Raw genomic sequence first — 17069 nt, 5'->3', positions numbered from 1 at the left:
CGCGACGGGGGCAGCGCCCCTACGCGGCTGCGGTCCGACGCGCCGCCGACACATCCAATGGAAACACTTTGGCGGGGTTCAGCAACCAACAGGGATCGAACACATCCTTGACTGCCATTTGCGCCTCAAGATCCTGCGGTGCGTATTGATGCGACATCAGATCCCGTTTCTCGATCCCAACGCCATGTTCACCGGTCAAACAGCCCCCTACATCAACGCAAAGCTTCAGGATTTCTGCCCCAAATGCCTCACATTTCTCCAGATCACCGGGCTTGTTGGCATCGAACAGGATCAGCGGGTGCATGTTGCCATCGCCCGCATGGAACACGTTACCCACAGGCAGGCCGTATTCCTGGCTCATCTCACCGATGCGGCGCAAAACTTCGGGCAAAGATGAGACAGGGATTGTTCCGTCCAAACACATGTAATCATTCATCTGACCCATAGCGCCAAAAGCCGATTTCCGCCCCAACCAGATTTTCGCGCTTTCCTCAGCTGACTGGCTTTCCCGCAACTCTACCGGATTGTGGCGTTTGGCGATCTCGATGATTTTTGACAATTGATAGTCTATTTCCGCGTCTGACCCTTCGACTTCCACGATCAGAAGCGCCGCACAATCCGGGTAACCCGCATGAGCAAAATTCTCGCACGCCCTGATACACAACGTATCCATGAATTCGATCGCCACGGGCAGGATGCCCGATTTGATAATGTCCGAGACACAATGCCCGGCCACTTCGTTGTCATCAAAGCCCATCAGAACAGGCCGTGCGCCCTCGGGCTTACGCAGAATCCGAAGCGTCGCCTCGGTCACGACACCCAACTGCCCCTCTGAACCGCAGATCACGCCCAACAGGTCCAGCCCACCCGCATCCAGATGCGCGCCACCGATCTCGACGGCACTGCCATCCATCATCACCATGGTGACGCCCATCAGGTTGTTTGTGGTCACACCGTATTTCAGGCAATGCGCACCCCCCGAATTCATTGCGATATTGCCCGCGATTGCACAGGCCAATTGCGATGAAGGATCGGGGGCGTAAAAGAAGTCCTCTTCTTCGACTGCACCGGTCACGCTCAGATTGGTACGACCGGTCTGAACCCGAATGAACCGGTTGTCATAATCGGTTTCCAGAACCTCATTCATGCGCGCAACACCCAGAATGACGCAGTCGGCGGTCGGCAGCGCCCCACCCGCCAGCGATGTACCCGAGCCGCGCGGAACAACCGGCACGCCCTCGGCGTGGCAAATGCGCAAAATGTCCGAGACTTCCTGCGTTGTCGACGGTAGAACGACCAGCATCGGCGGGCACCTGTAGGCCGTCAGCGCATCGCACTCATAAGCCCGTGTTTCCATCGGATCATGAATGACGGCATCCTCTGGCAAGACCTGCAGCAAGCGCGACAGCACAGTTTGCTTTCGCGCAAGCACGTCGGGATTTGGCCGGGGCATGTCCATCGCTGATCCTCCATTTGGTAAAATAATATTACCAATTTCTTGATCTGGCAAGTTCCCATATCTGATCGTACTGTCGCGGACATGACATGGATCGACCGCGCCCTGATGTTTTCGACACTGGATTATGCCGCCATTCTGCTGCTTTTGGGCACGTGGCAATGGATCGGCTGGAGGATCGAGCACTCCTCTCTGAACAAGCAATCCGTGTCGATGATGATGGATAACTTTCGTCGCAACTGGATGCGTGAGATGGTCACACGGCAACCGAGGATGTTTGACGCGCAGGTTGTGGCAGCGATGCGGCAAGGCAGCACCTTTTTCGCTTCGACGACAATGATTGCCATTGGTGGTGGCCTTGCCTTGCTGGGCAACACCGAACGTCTGGCCGGTGTTGCCAGCGATCTCGCCATCGGCAGCGCCCCGGCTCTGGTGTGGGAAATCAAGATACTGGCCGTCATCCTGTTTCTGGCCAACGCGTTCCTGAAGTATGTCTGGGCACATCGTCTGTTCGGGTATTGTGCCGTACTAATGGCCGCAGTCCCCAATGACCCCGAAGACCCACAAGCCTATCCCCGCGCCGCCCAAGCCGCCGAAATCTGCGTCACCGCCGCGCGCAGCTTCAATCGAGCGCTACGCGCCACCTATTTCGCGCTGGCCTCGTTGGCCTGGATTTTAGGACCCGTTGCCCTGATATTGGGCACTGCCATCACTTTTGGTGTCCTTTACCGGCGTGAATTTGCGTCACATTCCCGCTCGGTCCTGCTGACTCTGCCGCCCAACACAGAGTCGTGATTCCCATACCCCGCATCACATCATATGGTCTGCCCATGCGTTATCTGATTCTCAGCACCTTTCTGGCAGCCCCCGCCTTTGCCGATCCCTCGGTCAGTGAAGACGTCAAAGCCAGCCAAACCGGAGGTACATGGCGATTCGATGTAACTGTTCGACACCCGGACACGGGCTGGGATCATTATGCGGACGGATGGCGGGTTCTGGACATGAATGGTACAGAGCTAGGTATGCGTGTCCTTCACCACCCGCATGAGAATGAGCAGCCATTCACTCGCTCTCTTAGCGGTGTCGCGGTCCCGAATGGCGTTACGCAGGTGCAGATTCAGGCCCGGTGCAGCGTGGATGGCTGGAATACCGAGACCACGCTGGTCACGCTGAACTGACGTTCAGAACACACCAAGACTAAGGCCCGCAGCCAGTGCTGCGCCTATCTCTCGGCATTTGTTCAGCTGATCCTGCGGAATGGTCTTTTGAGCCAAAATCGCCTCAGGAGACTGCGCGTGAGTGCAGATGATCAGAGGCGGCTGCACCTCTTTCAGCCGCCAACCGGTTGCGATGCGCGCCGTCTGCCGCGCGGCGTTTTCACCGTCCGACCCCGCACAGACCATCTGTGCGTAGGGGCGCCCTTCGATTTGCCCCAAAACCGGATAGTAACTGCGATCAAAGAAATCCTTCATCACCCCTGAAATCGCAGCCAGATTCTCGGGCGCACAGAAGATGTAACCGTCTGCAGCCAGTAAGTCCTCTGGTCCAGCCTGATCCGCAGGTTTCAGAACAGTGTCTGCTTCACCCCGCGCAGCATCGGCAGCCGCCTCGGCCATTTGTCGGCTGCCACCGGTGCGTGAGTGGTAAACGATCAGAAGCTGCGTCATGTCAGACCCGGTGATAGGGGCCGCCCGACAGAATGGTCGCAGCCCGATACAGTTGCTCGGCCAGCATGACGCGGACCAGCATGTGAGGCCAGACCATCGATCCGAAGGAAATGGAAAAATCGGCCTCGGCCCGCAAGCTGGGATCAATCCCGTCGGCGCCGCCGATGATCAGCGCCAGATCCTGCCGACCGGCATCGCGCCATCCGCCCAGCTTATTCGCGAAATCAGGCGACGACATCACCCGGCCGCGTTCATCCAGCGTGCAGATCACAGCACCTTTGGGCAATGCCTTGCGCAGCAGCGCCGCCTCGGCCCCCATACCTGCGTTTTTCTTGTCCTCAACCTCGATCACCCGCGCAGGACCAAGGCCTAAGCTGCGGCCGGTCCGGTCGAAACGGGTCAGGTAGTCATCAAGCAGGGATTTCTCCGGTCCGGCGCGCAATCGCCCGACCGCAACTATGCTGATACGCATGTCTCTCTCGCCTCCGGCCCTTTAATACAGGCCGGGATGGCGCCTCAGTTGGCTGAGGCGCTGCCGCCCTGAGGCAACCACATCTTTTCCAGCTGATAGAATTCACGCACTTCGGGGCGGAAGATATGGACGATCACGTCGCCCGTATCGATCAGCACCCAGTCGCCGGCATCCTTGCCTTCGACCTTCGAGGTGAAACCGAATTCCTGCTTGATGCGATCCGTCAGCTTTTCCGCCATGGCCGAGACCTGACGGGTCGACCGACCCGAGGCAATCACCATGTGATCCGCGACAGACGATTTGCCCTGCAGGTTGATCTGCACAACGTCTTCGGCCTTGTCATCGGAAAGTGAGGAAAGGATACGCTCAAGCAGCTTGTCGCTGATTGACTGAGAGTGGGCCATTACACCGGCCCGATCATCGGCGGGCAAACCCGCCTGGGTATGTAGAGACAGGACATAGTCCTCCTTTGCTGCGCGCCGCCAAATCCCCGGCGCTGGGGTACTATAAAGGTAACAAGGAGAATGCAACATTTCAATGAAAGGGCAGAGTCAATGCCCCACACCCCTTCAATCTTTGGCGAGATGTTGCACCTCTGTGTCGCCTTCAGAAGGACCCAAGACGCGAACCTCACGCTGAGGAAAGGGTATTGAGATACCTTCGGCCTTGAACGCATCCCACAAAGCCAGAAAGACGTTGCCCCGGATATTAGTCAGACCTTTGTTCGGGTCACTGATCCAAAACCGCAGCACGTAGTCCACGCTGCTGTCACCAAACCCGGTGATGTGACAGACAGGTTCGTGCTGGCCGCCGCTTAGCACGCGGCCAACTGTCTTGACGGATCTCACAGCTGTTGCGCGCACCTGATGCGGGTCATCATCATAGCTGGTGCCGAAATCCAGATCCAACCGCACGAATCGATCCGAATGCGACCAGTTCACCACCTGATTGGTGATCAGATCTTCGTTCGGAATCAGGTATTCGCGCCCATCCCGCGTGACGACCGACACATAACGCGCGCCCAGCGCATTGATCCATCCAAACGTGTCGCCCAGCGATATCACGTCGCCCGGCTTGATCGACCGGTCCATCAGGATGATGATGCCCGAAATCAGGTTCGAGACCACTTTTTGCAGACCAAAACCAATACCGACGCCAATTGCCCCCGACAGCAGCGCAATACCGGTCAAATCGAAGCCAAGGGTGCGGATCGCCGTCATGAAAACAGCGCCATACAGCAGAACCTGAATGCCCTTGGTCAACAGCACCTGCATCGATGGGGAAATGTCGTCATTGTTCTTCAGGCCCCGCTCGGCGGCGCCCGTGCCCAGCCGCGCCAGTGTCAGCAAGACACCGATCAACAAGACGGCTTTTAGAATGCCCAGCGCCGAGATATTCAGATCGCCGATGGCAATGGCTACGCCATCCAGAAATCCGGCGACATCATCGGTCAAACCCAACGCAATCAGCGTTGCATAGATCCACATCGACCACTTGAAGATCTGCCGCAGCGTTCGGTTTCTCACCAACCGCGACAGCAGCGCGATGACCAGCCAAGCTGCCGCGAGGGTTGCAAATATCCCGATCAGATAGCTACGCGACGGCCATGTGATCTGCAGCATTATCAGGTACAGACCCCATGACAGGATCACAAAGTAAACCAGTGTCAGCCGTCGCATGACTTGAATCAGAATGCGCAGACGCCATTTCGGCCATCCCGTTCGGGACCGGGCCCATGCCTCCCACCGGCCCTGCGTCAGTAGCCGCAACAGGAACGCCGCCGCCCAAAGAAACAGGATGATGGCCAGCTGATACTGTCGCCAGCCAGGAGTGACGATCAACTCGACCAGATTCTGGAATTGCAGGGAGAATGCCGCCGTCATATTGGCGTACAACTCTGAAATCGTCTCAGGTAGCAGGTCCTGGTTCATGCACGTCTCCTGACGGTCAGCTTGGACAGCGTGACGGCCCGATGCAAGCGCAACCTGCCCGCGCCCGGATTGAACCTTGATTGACGCGAAGGCACGATATATCTGGTGCGTATGAGAGTCTTTTTGGCCCCAGCACCGACGTTACAAGACCGCACGCGCCTGCGTGAACGGTTCTTTGGGGCCGCCCGCACGGTTCTGGCCCGCCTATAAGCGGCGCTCAGCCACTCGCCAGCTAATTCTCATTTACATACGGGAGAGGACAAATGTCCCCCAAAACACTCTATGACAAGGTCTGGGATGCCCATGTCGCGCACGAAGCCGACGATGGCACCTGTTTGCTGTATATCGACCGCCATCTGGTACACGAAGTGACCAGCCCGCAGGCCTTTGAAGGGCTGCGCATGGCAGGCCGCCCGGTGCGCGCGCCGGAAAAAACCATCGCCGTACCGGATCACAACGTGCCCACCACAGCAGATCGCGTGAACGGAATCGAAAACCCCGAATCGCGCATTCAGGTCGAGGCGTTGGATAAGAACGCCAAGGATTTCGGCATTCATTATTATCCTGTGCATGACGTGCGTCAGGGCATCGTGCACATCGTCGGCCCTGAACAGGGCTGGACCCTTCCCGGCATGACCGTTGTCTGCGGCGACAGCCACACCGCGACTCATGGCGCCTTCGGAGCGCTGGCGCATGGTATTGGCACCTCTGAGGTCGAACACGTTCTGGCAACCCAGACGCTGATCCAGAAGAAATCCAAGAACATGAAAGTCGAGATCACCGGTAAATTGCAGCCGGGCGTGACCGCCAAGGACATCACTCTGGCCGTGATCGGTGAGACCGGCACCGCCGGCGGCACCGGCTATGTCATCGAATATTGCGGCGAAGCGATCCGCGATCTGTCGATGGAAGGTCGCATGACCGTCTGCAACATGGCCATCGAAGGCGGCGCTCGTGCCGGCCTGATCGCACCGGATGAGACCACGTTCGAATATGTCAAAGGCCGCCCTCACGCCCCAAAGGGCGCACAATGGGAAGCCGCGGTGAACTGGTGGAAAACGCTTTATACTGACGAAGACGCGCATTTCGACAAGGTCATCACTTTGCGCGGCGAAGATATCGCGCCAGTCGTCACCTGGGGCACCAGCCCCGAGGATGTTCTGCCGATCACCGCAACCGTGCCAAACCCCGAAGATTTCGAAGGCGGCAAGGTCGAAGCGGCCCGCCGTTCGATCGAATACATGGGTCTGAAAGCCGGTCAGAAACTCAGCGATGTGGAGATCGATACCGTGTTTATCGGATCCTGCACCAACGGTCGGATCGAAGATCTGCGCGCCGCGGCCGAGATTCTGAAAGGCAAGAAGATCAAAGATGGCCTTCGCGCCATGATCGTCCCCGGCTCGGGCCTCGTTCGGGCACAAGCCGAGGAAGAAGGTCTTGCCGAGATTTTCAAAGAGGCCGGATTTGAATGGCGTCTTGCGGGATGTTCGATGTGTCTGGCAATGAATCCCGACCAGTTGGAACCGGGCGAGCGCTGTGCCGCGACCTCGAACCGCAACTTTGAAGGCCGTCAGGGCCGCGGTGGTCGCACCCACCTGCTGAGCCCTGCAATGGCTGCCGCAGCGGCGATCACGGGAAGACTTACAGACGTGCGTGAACTGTTGTAACCTATCCTCATAGTTGAATTTTTGAGGGAGACAACGAAATGAGTGACTGGGTAAAATGGCTCTTGTTGGGGCTTTTATCTATAGCGTTTGGCATCTTTGTGCTGGGCGCGCCTGTTGTGGCGTCGGTTGCCGTGACAGTGGTGACGGGTGTGTTGCTGCTGATTTCCGGCGCATTGCAGGTTGTTGGCGGATTCACCGTTGAGGGAGCCGGCAACAAGATCCTGTCGCTTATCATGGGTGCGGTCATGCTGTTTCTGGGATGGTCTTTCCTTGATCACCCACTGCAGGGCACGCTGACGCTGGCCACTGTTGTACTGATCCTGTTCATGGCAGGCGGCATTGCGCGGATCATCCTGTCGTTCCAGATGAAGGGAACGCAGTTTTTCTGGCCAACGCTGATCTCGGGCGTCCTGTCGATCCTGTTGGCAGGTTACATCTGGTCCTATGCCAACGCGGAACCTGCAGTGCTGTTGAAACTGTTGGGCATCCTCCTGGGTGTTGAGATGCTGTTCAACGGGATCGGATTGGTCTTCATGGCGTTCTTCGTCAAGAGCGCACCCAAAGAAACTAAAGAAGCTTAAACGCGGGACTTGGGCGCGGCCCTCTCCCGCAGGAGTGTGAACATGGAAAAGTTTGACAAAGTCCACGGGGTGGCCGCCCCAATGCCGCTGATTAATATCGACACCGATATGATCATTCCCAAAGTGCACCTGAAAACCATCAAACGATCCGGCCTTGGCGTCGTGCTGTTTGACGAGATGCGCTATCACGATCACGGTGGTGAAAACGAAGAGTTCGTTTTGAACAAGCCCGCCTATCGCAAGACTGAGATTCTGGTGGCAGGCGACAATTTTGGCTGCGGCTCATCCCGCGAACACGCGCCGTGGGCAATCAAGGATTTCGGCATCAGGGTTGTGATCTCGACCAGCTTTGCCGACATTTTCTTCAACAACTGCTTCAAGAACGGCATCCTGCCCATCGTGGTCGAAGAAGAACACCATGCGATCCTGATGGAAGATGCGCATAAAGGCGAAAACGCCCGCATGACCGTGCATCTGGAGGATCAGCAGATCACCACCTCGGATGGCGTTGTGATCGAGTTCAGCGTCGACCCGCATCGCAAGCATTGCCTGCTGAATGGTTTGGACGATATCGGCCTGACGATGGAGAAAGATCATCACATTGACAAATTCGAGAATCACGCAAGCCAGGCCCGCCCCTGGGTGTGATTCTGTGGATGAATCTGTGGGCATTCAACCTTATGGGGTCGCCATGGCGGCCTCATTCGCATTCTTGGGGTTAAACCTAAAGCAACCACAACATGTAGCGTCCACTTCCTAATACACGTCGAATTTGCGACAGCAATGATGCAAAGGCGCACCAGTTTTGCCATCATTTTGCCCGAAATAACATGTTTTCTGCACCCTAGCTTGAGCGAAATGCCGCTTATCGTCCATGTTGGCGCTAATAGGCATCCGTCAGAAAGAACAATTCGACGGGCACAAGTTGGAATTAAGTCGGCGAAGATCGGCTGATCCAGTTTGAAAGGGTTCGGAATAGTGATTGCACGCACAACTGGGGCGGCGATACGCGGAATATTGGTGGCACTCATGGTGCTGACACCCGCGTTATACCTGCCGGTATCTTCGACGAATGGAACCGAGATTGTTGTCTTTCTCGCAATCTTGGCGTTCATCCTGACGTTTGCCGAATACAACTCTGCCTTTCCCAGCTTTATCGAATTTCGCGACGCGCCTCCGGTAAACCGATTGCGGTTTGTTGGCCTGATGTCGATGGTCACGTTTCTGACGCTGATCTGCAAAAACGCCTATGCACCCACGGACCTGACCACCTTGTTCTACTCGGTTGGACTGGCCGTCGCGAATGTCGTTGACTTTCCCTACTCCCCTGTCCGGCTGATCGTGTTGATGCTGCCCGGTGACGCAAGTCAGCCATTGGTTGAACTGGTCCGCATGACCGCCAGCGTGGCTTATGTCGCCGCCCTGGTGACCATCGCCAGCTTTGCCTACGCAGTGAAACTGCGTGGCTGGCCGACCGGCAACGGTGCTTTCAACGTCTGGACCAACTTGCCACTGTTTGATCCCACCAAGGGTGGCGACGTGGTGACCCGACTACAGCGTGACGGGCGCCTGAACATCTGCATTGGTGTCCTGCTGCCGTTCCTGATCCCGGCTGTGATCAAGCTGTTGACCAATTTTGCCATCCCGATCTCTTTGAACAATCCTCAGACCCTGATCTGGACCATGAGCGCCTGGGCCTTTTTGCCCGCCAGCATGATCATGCGCGGTATGGCGACCCTGCGCATTGCAGGTCTGATCGTCGAAAAGCGCCGCGCCTATGCCACGACAGAGGCAACCCAAACCGCATGATCCGAGCCTTGATTCTGCTGCTGCTTCCCTTTGCAGCGCAGGCAGAGGTGGTGCGCATTGCCAGCTATAACACCGAGCTCAGCCGTAAAGGCCCCGGACTGCTGTTGCGAGACATCCGCCGCGATGATCCGCAAGTGCAAGCCGTTGTGGACGTTCTGGTGGCCACCCAGCCTGACATCGTAGCCCTGCAAGGAATTGACTGGGATATGGATAGTCTGGCTATGATCGCCTTATCCGAAAAGCTGCGCCTGGCTGGTCTGAACTATCCCCATCGCTTTTCTGCACAACCCAATTCTGGCATGGAAACCGGCCTCGATCTGGATGGAGACGGTCGGACCCAAGGTCCCGGCGACGCGCAAGGCTGGGGTCAATTTACTGGCCAGGGAGGTCTGGCCGTGCTGTCCCGGTACAAAATCCACCGATCAGACATTCGCGATTATTCCACCCTGATTTGGCGGGATCTGCCGGGGGCTGAGTTGCCAACCGCAAACGACGATCCCTACCCTTCTGAGCAGGCGCAAGAGATCCAACGCCTGTCTTCGACCGCGCATTGGGTGGTTCCGGTCGCAACTCCGATTGGCCGCCTCAACCTGATGACGTTCCACGCCAGCCCGCCGGTATTTGACGGACTCGAGGATCGTAACGGGTTGCGCAACCGGGATGAAATCCGGTTTTGGTCCCTCCTGCTGGATGGCGATTTGGGTCCATCGCCCAAAGGCCAATTCGTGATTGCAGCAGACGCCAATCAGGACCCGAACCAAGGTGAGGGCCACAAGGATGCCATCCGGGGCCTTCTCGCCGACCCGCGCTTGCAAGACCCCCAGCCCAAAGACTCGACCGGTGACACGACAACCGTTCAGTGGAAGGCGGTCGGAGATTTACGTGTCGACTATGTTTTGCCGTCGGCGGATCTGCGAATTCAGAATGCGGGCGTCTTTTGGCCCGACCAAGACGCCGCTCTGCGGGACAGTGCCCAACGCGCCAGCCGCCACCGGTTGGTCTGGGTCGACGTGTCCGTGCCTTAGCGCCTTACCGAACCGCTATTGCGGCATTGATGGGTTCCCGGCGCAACACCAACTCCTTGGGAATCGCTGCGCGCAGCGCGTCGTCCAGACCGGTTTGCTCCACCTCTTTGAGCAGATCGGCCAGATGTGTCCCATCCAGACGGTGGGGCACGTGCCACAGGTACCGCATCTCCAACAGGTGCGGCGCCATGCGCCAGAATGGACGCGCGAGGTGAAGCGGCCACCAGTTCATTGGCTTGACCGACACGTCCCGACCGGTGACGCGCGACAGACATTGGGCAATCTCGGTTCCGGTCAGGGTGTAACCAGCAAAGGGTACATCGCTGAATCGGGGCAGGTTGTCCCGTATTTCGGCCAGCGCAACGGCTGTACGCGCCAGATCGGGCAGATAGGCCCACGCGTGCCGGATACCCGGATTACCGGGATAGACTAATCGGCCCCGCGACAAATGCCTGATCATGACCTGATCAAACCAATTGCCCGAGACGCAGGTATCAATGAAATCCCCCGCGCGCAGGATGATCGTACGCACGGTTGAGGCACGATAGGCCTCTTCCATCTCAATCCGGACCCGACCGAGAGGGTTTTGAGCCAAATGCGGCGTTTCACCTGACCACGGGCTGGGTGTGTCAGCACCGAATACGTAGACGTTGCTTGGAACAATCACGGTCGCCCCCGTGCGTGAAGCAACGTCGATCACTTGCTGGTGCAACTTTGGCACCAGCCGCGCCCAGTCCGGGTAGGGCGGGTTCCAGGCGTTCACGATCACATCCACACCTTGTGCCGCCAACTCCAACTGTTCGGTTTTGCGGTCAAAACTGCGGACGGTCCAACCCGCGTTTCGAAAGGCCCGTTCGGCGTTGCGACCAAAGCGACCCGTAGAACCCAATGTAAGAACGGTCTGTGTCATGAATCCCTCCGGTTTGGATGCAATTTATCCATTCAATGCACTCAGGGAATTGTCGATAAACGCAGATCGTGTATTCAGTTGTGAATGGACAAATCCCTAACCCATGCTGACTGGTCGTTGATTCAAAGCTTTCTGGCGGTGGCGGAAACCGGCTCGCTATCTGCTGCTGCGCGACAGTTGGACCGCAGCCAGCCTACTCTGGGTCGGCAGATTCAAGCGCTTGAGGTCGAATTGAGCGTGTCCCTGTTTGAGCGCCATGCCCGGGGCCTGAAACTCAGTGAGGTGGGCGTGCAATTATTGCCCATGGCGCAACAGATGCACAGCGCCATGAACGCCTTCAACCTAGCCGCCGCGGGTCAATCGCAACAGCTGGAAGGATCAGTGCGGATTACCGCCTCGGTCTTTGCCGCGCACCATCTACTGCCATCGATCCTGGCCAACATACGTCAGCAAGAGCCCGCCATTCAGCTGGAGCTTGTTGCCACGGACACCAGTGAAAATCTCTTGTACCGAGAGGCCGACATCGCAGTGCGCATGTACCGCCCCGAGCAAATGGATATCGTATCTCGGTACCTTGGGGATGTGCCGTTGTGTTTCTGCGCCGCCAAATCCTACCTGGATCGCGCCGGGCGGCCTGAAACGCCCGAGGATATGTTCCATCATGATCTGGTTGGCTTTGATGCCAACGAGGAGATCATCAAAAAAATGCAGGAAAAGGGCTGGCCGGCAAGCCGCAACAGTTTCACGACGCGCTGTGATCTGCAAAGCGCATATTGGGAACTGATCCGCGCGGGGTGCGGTATCGGTTTCAGCCAGATTCAAGTCGTTGAAGCCGACCCGGACGTCGAAATTCTGCCGCTGGATGTGGACATCCCGATTTTGCCGGTCTGGCTGGCCGCACCTCAGGCTATGCGCCAGACCCCGCGCATTCGCCGGGTCTGGGATCTGCTGGCCGAAGGATTAAAGGCCAGCCTGTAGGGGTTAGAGTGCCCCGTTGTAGGTGCCACGTGGCGGGTAGCTATTATCGAGCGCGTATTTGATGCCCCCCTTCAAATCGGCCACGGACGGACGACCAAACGGTGTCGATTGCTGCCACGCAAAATACAACGTCCGATCCGGTGCAATATAGAAATGCCCCGGTTCGGCAAAGAACGGAGCCTCGGCTGTGCCCTCACGCCCTTGCGACAGGTACAGGCCCCAATCTTCGCGCGCAGCCGCCAACGGCAGGCTGTGACCCACCCGCAGGCGCGAGGTTCCGGCCTTTTCCACGGTTTCCGCCGCGCGGTCGGTACTGTCGGTGCTCAGCATGATCACCTCAATGCCCAGCTCGGCGAAATCGTCCAGTGCGGCTTCGACCTCTGCCATCTGGCGGATGCAGATTGGGCAATGCAGGCCGCGGTACTGAATCAACAGCGTGCCGTTTTCCCCTTTATCGGCATCCAGATCAAAGGTTCCGTGCCCTACAGTTTCGATTTTCAGGCCTGGGACGGGATTTCCCGGTATCAACATGTGCTTTCCTCGTGATTTGGCCGGATCGTCTCATTGACCCGATGCCGCGCAGACGCTAGGCCCTTGGCGACAAAACGCAAGGAGACCCTTCATGTCCAACCCCTCGCTCCTCATCCTGCCCGGAGATGGAATTGGCCCGGAAGTTATGGCCGAAGTGCGCAAAACCATCGACTGGTTCGGCGCCAATCGCGGTCTTCACTTTGACGTGAGCGAGGATCTGGTTGGCGGTGCGGCCTATGACGCCCATGGCACGCCGCTGTCGGACGAGACCATGGCCAAGGCGCATGAGGCAGACGCGGTTCTACTGGGCGCTGTGGGTGGTCCGCAGTATGACGATCTGGACTTCAGCCTGAAACCCGAACGCGGGTTGCTGCGCCTGCGCAAAGAGATGGACCTGTATTCCAACCTGCGCCCGGCACAGTGCTTTGACGCATTGGCCGATTTCTCGTCCCTGAAGAAAGACATCGTCGCCGGTCTGGACATCATGATCGTGCGCGAGTTGACCTCGGGCGTATACTTCGGCGAGCCGCGCGGTATCTTCGAGGAAGGCAACGAGCGTGTGGGCATCAATACTCAGCGTTACACCGAATCCGAGATCGAACGCGCCGCGCGTTCCGCCTTTGAACTGGCGATGCGCCGGAACAAAAAGGTCTGCTCGATGGAGAAGGCCAACGTGATGGAATCGGGCATCCTGTGGCGCGAGGTCGTTGAACGCGTGTCCAAAGATTACCCCGAGGTCGAGCTGAGCCATATGTATGCAGACAATGGCGCCATGCAGCTGGTCCGCGCGCCCAAACAGTTCGATGTGATCGTGACTGACAACCTGTTCGGCGACATCCTGTCCGACTGTGCCGCGATGCTGACCGGATCACTGGGCATGCTGCCTTCGGCCAGTCTGGGTGCGCCGATGGCCAATGGTCGCCCCAAGGCGATGTACGAGCCCGTCCACGGCTCGGCCCCGGATATCGCCGGACAGGGCAAAGCAAACCCGATCGCCTGTATCCTCAGCTTTGCCATGGCGCTGCGCTACAGCTTTGACCAGGGCGCTGAAGCTGATCGTCTGGAAGCCGCAGTCGAGAAAGTTTTGGCCGATGGTGTCCGCACCGGTGACCTGCTGGCTGATGCAGGCGTACAGCCGGTGTCAACGTCGGAAATGGGCGACGCGATCATCGCTGCGCTGGACGAAAGCCTGTAAGAATAACGGCGGGAGGTGCTTGGCACCTCCCGACCCTACGCGGACCCTTAGTTCCCGCCGAAAATATCCTTCAAAAGATTATCGACCGCTTTGGCAAACCCACCGCCCTGTTTGCGCCGTGGCTGGCTTGGCTGTGCCACCTGTACAGGCGGTGCGGGCGCCAGCATGGGCAGCGGTGTCGGGGTCATGCCCTCGGTCACGCGCAGCATGGTTTCCCTCCAGATCTCTGCAGGCAAACCACCACCCGTCACACCTGACAGTGGCGTGTTGTCGTCATATCCCATCCATACACCGGTGACATAATCAGCGGTAAAGCCAATAAACCAGGCATCACGCGCGGCCTGAGTCGTCCCGGTTTTACCAGCAACCTGCCAGCCGGGCAGTTTGGCGCGCCCGCCGGTCCCTTGGGACACAACACGCTCCATCATCCATGTCAGCTGCTTGGCGGCTGCGTCGTTGATCACCCGCTCACCGATGCCTGTCGTCGTGACCATCAGCGGCTGGGTCTCACCCAGCAGTTTCAGCTCGGTCAGGCCATACGGCTCCACCGCCGAGCCGCCATTCAGGATTCCGGCATAAGCTCCTGTCATCTCGATCAGCGTACTTTCAGACGCGCCCAGCGCCAGGGCGGGACCTTGCGCCAGATCGCTGGCAATGCCGAACCCGCTGGCCACCGTACGTACATTCTCAAGCCCCGAAATCTCGGCCACCTTCACAGCGGGAACGTTAAGCGAATTCATCAATGCATCCGCCAAAGAGACCCGACCATAGTGCTTCTTGGTGTAGTTCTTGGGACACCACTGCCCCGAACCGGGAACATTGATGCAATAAGGCTCGTCCATCACCGTATCCAGCGGCGAATACCCAAGTTCCAGCGCAGTGGCATAGACAAAGGGTTTGAAAGACGATCCGGTCTGGCGCAGCGCTTGGGTGGCGCGGTTGAACGCCCCGGATACCCGCGTCTTGCGCCCGCCCACCATGGCGCGCACCGCGCCATCCGCCGACATCACAACGATGGCAGCCTGCGCTTTGGACCCTTCGCGGACCTTCTCCTGAAAGATGAATTTCAACGCCTTTTCCGCTGATTGCTGCAGACGCGGGTCCAGCGTTGTGCGGATCACCACGTCCTCGGTCGTGTTGCGGGTAAAGAACTCGGGCCCACTGGCCATGACCCAGTCCGCGAAATAGCCACCGGCACGCGCAGCGGCGGCCTCGGACAATTGCGCCGGTTGGCTACGGGCTTCGCTGACCTGAGCGTCGGTCAGATACCCCTGATCGCCCATCAAACCGACCACCAGCCGCGCCCGGTCTTGCGACCGTTGCAAGCTGTTCGTGGGGGCATATCGCGTGGGCGCAACCAACAGACCCGCCAGCATCGCGGCCTCGGCCGGTGACACTTCGGCTGCCGATTTTCCAAAGTACCGCTGACTCGCAGCCTCAAATCCACGCGCACCCGCACCCAGGAATGCGCGGTTCAGATAGATAGTCAGGATCTCGTCTTTAGAATACTTGACCTCCATCGCCATTGCATAGATGGCCTCTTTGCCTTTGCGCCACAGCGAGCCCTGACGACAATCCGCCTCATATGCGGCCTCGGATTCCCATTGTTCCGGATCAAAGGGCACGCCCAGACACAGCAATTTCGCCGTCTGCTGCGTCAGGGTCGAGCCCCCATGCCCCGATAACGGCCCGCGCCCTTCGCGCAGGTTGATGCTAACAGCACTGGCGACGCCTCTCGGGCTAACGCCGAAATGACGGTAGAACCGCTTATCTTCGGTCGCAATCACCGCGTTTTTCAAGTGTGGAGATACGGTATCCGCCGTTATCACGCCGCCGAACTGATCACCGCGCCAGGCAAACACCTTGCCGTCACGATCCAGCATCGTCACCGACCCGCGCGCGCGCCCATCCAGCAGGGCGTCCACATCGGGCAGCGTTGTATAAACAATGCCAACCGCCAACGCGACCAACATCGCGGCAACGGCACCCACGCGCCAAGTCAGGCCCCAGACAAGCCGCCAAATCCAACGGAACAGACGGCGGAAAAAACCACCTCCATTACCGCCGGACGTCTTGCGCCTCTTTTTCCGCGTCGTCTTGGCGGTCTTGCGCGCAGTCGTTTTTCGCGCGGTCGACTTCTTGCCCGCCGGTTTGGCCACGCGTTTGGTCGCCGTGGGCTTGCGCCCCTTCGACGGGTACCTTTTATCCGCGACAAGAGGTGTCTTACGGCGCTTGGACTCAGTCATGCTCAAACTCTGCCCGATTATACTTTTGCGTCACCTTACCCCGATGGCCGGGGTATGTAGAGGTGTGAATTTCCGGTATTTCCCCTCTCATTCTCGCCTGCTTTTTAACCATCTCACGCAGTTTGTGCAAAAAATGTGCAACATTGCGCGGTTTTCCCCGACACCCTGACCCTAAAGGCGTTTCATACCGCGCTTTGTCACGTTCTTTTTCTGCAGGTGCAAACAACCCGGTCCTGCCGGGAAGCAGAGGGGAAAGACGTGAAACTGATCATTGCGACAATCAAGCCGTTCAAACTCGAAGAGGTGCGCGAAGCACTGACCGAGGCCGGTGTGCGCGGCATGATGGTGACTGAAATCAAGGGCTTCGGCTCGCAATCCGGCCACACCGAAATCTATCGCGGGGCCGAATACGCCGTGAATTTTGTGCCCAAGATCAAACTGGAAATCGTGGTGCCCGCCACCATGGCCGATCAGATCGTCGAGACCATCACCAAAACCGCCAAAACCGGCAAGATCGGTGACGGCAAGATTTTCGTCCTCGATGTCGAGCAGGCGCTGCGCGTGCGGACCGGGGAAACGAACGAAGAGGCGCTGTAAGCGC

The 17069-nt window shown here is 58.2% G+C and carries 18 protein-coding genes; 10 read left to right on the top strand and 8 right to left on the bottom strand.

Annotation, left to right across the window (positions count from 1 at the left end):
- Positions 1 to 19: 19 nt before the first annotated feature.
- Positions 20 to 1459 carry an FAD-linked oxidase C-terminal domain-containing protein gene (locus HW561_RS13430; RefSeq protein ID WP_176865578.1) on the bottom strand — a complete coding sequence of 480 codons (1440 nt, stop codon included), beginning with the start codon at positions 1457 to 1459 and terminating at the stop codon, positions 20 to 22.
- An 81-nt stretch (positions 1460 to 1540) separates the two neighbouring features.
- On the opposite strand from HW561_RS13430, the gene HW561_RS13425 reads away from it, so the two are divergent.
- Positions 1541 to 2251, top strand: a complete 711-nt coding sequence (locus HW561_RS13425) for a DUF599 domain-containing protein (protein WP_176865575.1) — start codon at positions 1541 to 1543, stop codon at positions 2249 to 2251.
- Between the two features lie 35 nt (positions 2252 to 2286).
- On the top strand, positions 2287 to 2634 hold the full coding sequence (locus tag HW561_RS13420) for a hypothetical protein (protein ID WP_176865573.1): 348 nt from the start codon (positions 2287 to 2289) through the stop codon (positions 2632 to 2634).
- A 3-nt stretch (positions 2635 to 2637) separates the two neighbouring features.
- Here HW561_RS13420 and HW561_RS13415 read toward each other — a convergent pair whose 3' ends face one another.
- The 4 genes from HW561_RS13415 to HW561_RS13400 form a co-directional block, all read right to left on the bottom strand.
- Positions 2638 to 3123, bottom strand: coding sequence for a flavodoxin family protein (locus HW561_RS13415; protein ID WP_176865571.1), 486 nt, complete (start codon positions 3121 to 3123; stop codon positions 2638 to 2640).
- Between the two features lies 1 nt (position 3124).
- Complete coding sequence (rlmH, locus tag HW561_RS13410; protein WP_176865569.1) at positions 3125 to 3595, bottom strand: 23S rRNA (pseudouridine(1915)-N(3))-methyltransferase RlmH; 471 nt, start codon at positions 3593 to 3595, stop codon at positions 3125 to 3127.
- Positions 3596 to 3639: 44 nt separating this feature from the next.
- Complete coding sequence (gene rsfS, locus HW561_RS13405) at positions 3640 to 3999, bottom strand: ribosome silencing factor (protein ID WP_058276550.1); 360 nt, start codon at positions 3997 to 3999, stop codon at positions 3640 to 3642.
- A 165-nt stretch (positions 4000 to 4164) separates the two neighbouring features.
- Positions 4165 to 5526: a mechanosensitive ion channel family protein gene (locus HW561_RS13400; protein ID WP_176865567.1), complete on the bottom strand. Its 1362-nt coding sequence runs from the start codon at positions 5524 to 5526 to the stop codon at positions 4165 to 4167.
- A 263-nt stretch (positions 5527 to 5789) separates the two neighbouring features.
- Here HW561_RS13400 and leuC point away from each other — a divergent pair, with 263 nt between their 5' ends.
- The 5 genes from leuC (at position 5790) to HW561_RS13375 (ending at position 10608) form a co-directional block, all read left to right on the top strand.
- Positions 5790 to 7193, top strand: coding sequence for a 3-isopropylmalate dehydratase large subunit (gene leuC, locus HW561_RS13395; RefSeq protein ID WP_176865565.1), 1404 nt, complete (start codon positions 5790 to 5792; stop codon positions 7191 to 7193).
- Positions 7194 to 7231: 38 nt separating this feature from the next.
- Positions 7232 to 7774, top strand: a complete 543-nt coding sequence (locus HW561_RS13390) for an HdeD family acid-resistance protein (protein WP_176865563.1) — start codon at positions 7232 to 7234, stop codon at positions 7772 to 7774.
- Between the two features lie 42 nt (positions 7775 to 7816).
- Positions 7817 to 8422, top strand: a complete 606-nt coding sequence (gene leuD / locus HW561_RS13385; RefSeq protein WP_176865561.1) for a 3-isopropylmalate dehydratase small subunit — start codon at positions 7817 to 7819, stop codon at positions 8420 to 8422.
- A 330-nt stretch (positions 8423 to 8752) separates the two neighbouring features.
- Entirely contained in the window at positions 8753 to 9583 is an 831-nt protein-coding gene (locus HW561_RS13380; protein ID WP_176865559.1) for a hypothetical protein, read from the top strand.
- Complete coding sequence (locus HW561_RS13375; RefSeq protein WP_176865557.1) at positions 9580 to 10608, top strand: endonuclease/exonuclease/phosphatase family protein; 1029 nt, start codon at positions 9580 to 9582, stop codon at positions 10606 to 10608. The genes HW561_RS13380 and HW561_RS13375 overlap by 4 nt, the downstream gene beginning before the upstream one ends.
- Positions 10609 to 10612: 4 nt before the next feature.
- On the opposite strand, the gene HW561_RS13370 is transcribed toward HW561_RS13375, so the two are convergent.
- Entirely contained in the window at positions 10613 to 11518 is a 906-nt protein-coding gene (locus HW561_RS13370; protein WP_176865555.1) for a sugar nucleotide-binding protein, read from the bottom strand.
- Positions 11519 to 11602: 84 nt separating this feature from the next.
- Between HW561_RS13370 and HW561_RS13365 the strand changes: the two genes are divergently transcribed.
- Positions 11603 to 12496: a LysR family transcriptional regulator gene (locus HW561_RS13365; protein WP_176865553.1), complete on the top strand. Its 894-nt coding sequence runs from the start codon at positions 11603 to 11605 to the stop codon at positions 12494 to 12496.
- A 3-nt stretch (positions 12497 to 12499) separates the two neighbouring features.
- Here the strand turns inward: HW561_RS13365 and HW561_RS13360 are convergent, their stop codons facing one another.
- Positions 12500 to 13027, bottom strand: coding sequence for a redoxin domain-containing protein (locus HW561_RS13360; RefSeq protein WP_176865551.1), 528 nt, complete (start codon positions 13025 to 13027; stop codon positions 12500 to 12502).
- A 91-nt stretch (positions 13028 to 13118) separates the two neighbouring features.
- On the opposite strand from HW561_RS13360, the gene leuB reads away from it, so the two are divergent.
- Positions 13119 to 14222 (top strand): 3-isopropylmalate dehydrogenase, encoded by a 1104-nt coding sequence (gene leuB, locus HW561_RS13355; protein ID WP_176865549.1) that lies wholly within the window; start codon positions 13119 to 13121, stop codon positions 14220 to 14222.
- Between the two features lie 47 nt (positions 14223 to 14269).
- Here leuB and HW561_RS13350 read toward each other — a convergent pair whose 3' ends face one another.
- Complete coding sequence (locus HW561_RS13350; RefSeq protein ID WP_176865547.1) at positions 14270 to 16468, bottom strand: transglycosylase domain-containing protein; 2199 nt, start codon at positions 16466 to 16468, stop codon at positions 14270 to 14272.
- A gap of 258 nt (positions 16469 to 16726) precedes the next feature.
- Here HW561_RS13350 and HW561_RS13345 point away from each other — a divergent pair, with 258 nt between their 5' ends.
- On the top strand, positions 16727 to 17065 hold the full coding sequence (locus tag HW561_RS13345; RefSeq protein ID WP_058273036.1) for a P-II family nitrogen regulator: 339 nt from the start codon (positions 16727 to 16729) through the stop codon (positions 17063 to 17065).
- Positions 17066 to 17069 lie beyond the last annotated feature (4 nt).

Source organism: Ruegeria haliotis (assembly GCF_013377785.1).
GTDB lineage: Bacteria > Pseudomonadota > Alphaproteobacteria > Rhodobacterales > Rhodobacteraceae > Ruegeria > Ruegeria haliotis.
The sequence above is the reverse complement of the archived record's forward strand: the minus strand, read 5'-3'. Positions and strand labels throughout refer to the sequence as shown.

Excerpts from the sequence above, each read along its gene's own strand:
- HW561_RS13430 (WP_176865578.1), bottom strand. The coding sequence starts at position 1,459 with ATGGACATGCCCCGGCCAAATCCCGACGTGCTTGCGCGAAAGCAAACT.
- HW561_RS13425 (WP_176865575.1), top strand. The coding sequence starts at position 1,541 with ATGACATGGATCGACCGCGCCCTGATGTTTTCGACACTGGATTATGCC.
- HW561_RS13420 (WP_176865573.1), top strand. The coding sequence starts at position 2,287 with ATGCGTTATCTGATTCTCAGCACCTTTCTGGCAGCCCCCGCCTTTGCC.
- HW561_RS13415 (WP_176865571.1), bottom strand. The coding sequence starts at position 3,123 with ATGACGCAGCTTCTGATCGTTTACCACTCACGCACCGGTGGCAGCCGA.
- rlmH (WP_176865569.1), bottom strand. The coding sequence starts at position 3,595 with ATGCGTATCAGCATAGTTGCGGTCGGGCGATTGCGCGCCGGACCGGAG.
- rsfS (WP_058276550.1), bottom strand. The coding sequence starts at position 3,999 with ATGGCCCACTCTCAGTCAATCAGCGACAAGCTGCTTGAGCGTATCCTT.
- HW561_RS13400 (WP_176865567.1), bottom strand. The coding sequence starts at position 5,526 with ATGAACCAGGACCTGCTACCTGAGACGATTTCAGAGTTGTACGCCAAT.
- leuC (WP_176865565.1), top strand. The coding sequence starts at position 5,790 with ATGTCCCCCAAAACACTCTATGACAAGGTCTGGGATGCCCATGTCGCG.
- HW561_RS13390 (WP_176865563.1), top strand. The coding sequence starts at position 7,232 with ATGAGTGACTGGGTAAAATGGCTCTTGTTGGGGCTTTTATCTATAGCG.
- leuD (WP_176865561.1), top strand. The coding sequence starts at position 7,817 with ATGGAAAAGTTTGACAAAGTCCACGGGGTGGCCGCCCCAATGCCGCTG.
- HW561_RS13375 (WP_176865557.1), top strand. The coding sequence starts at position 9,580 with ATGATCCGAGCCTTGATTCTGCTGCTGCTTCCCTTTGCAGCGCAGGCA.
- HW561_RS13370 (WP_176865555.1), bottom strand. The coding sequence starts at position 11,518 with ATGACACAGACCGTTCTTACATTGGGTTCTACGGGTCGCTTTGGTCGC.
- HW561_RS13365 (WP_176865553.1), top strand. The coding sequence starts at position 11,603 with ATGGACAAATCCCTAACCCATGCTGACTGGTCGTTGATTCAAAGCTTT.
- HW561_RS13360 (WP_176865551.1), bottom strand. The coding sequence starts at position 13,027 with ATGTTGATACCGGGAAATCCCGTCCCAGGCCTGAAAATCGAAACTGTA.
- leuB (WP_176865549.1), top strand. The coding sequence starts at position 13,119 with ATGTCCAACCCCTCGCTCCTCATCCTGCCCGGAGATGGAATTGGCCCG.
- HW561_RS13350 (WP_176865547.1), bottom strand. The coding sequence starts at position 16,468 with ATGACTGAGTCCAAGCGCCGTAAGACACCTCTTGTCGCGGATAAAAGG.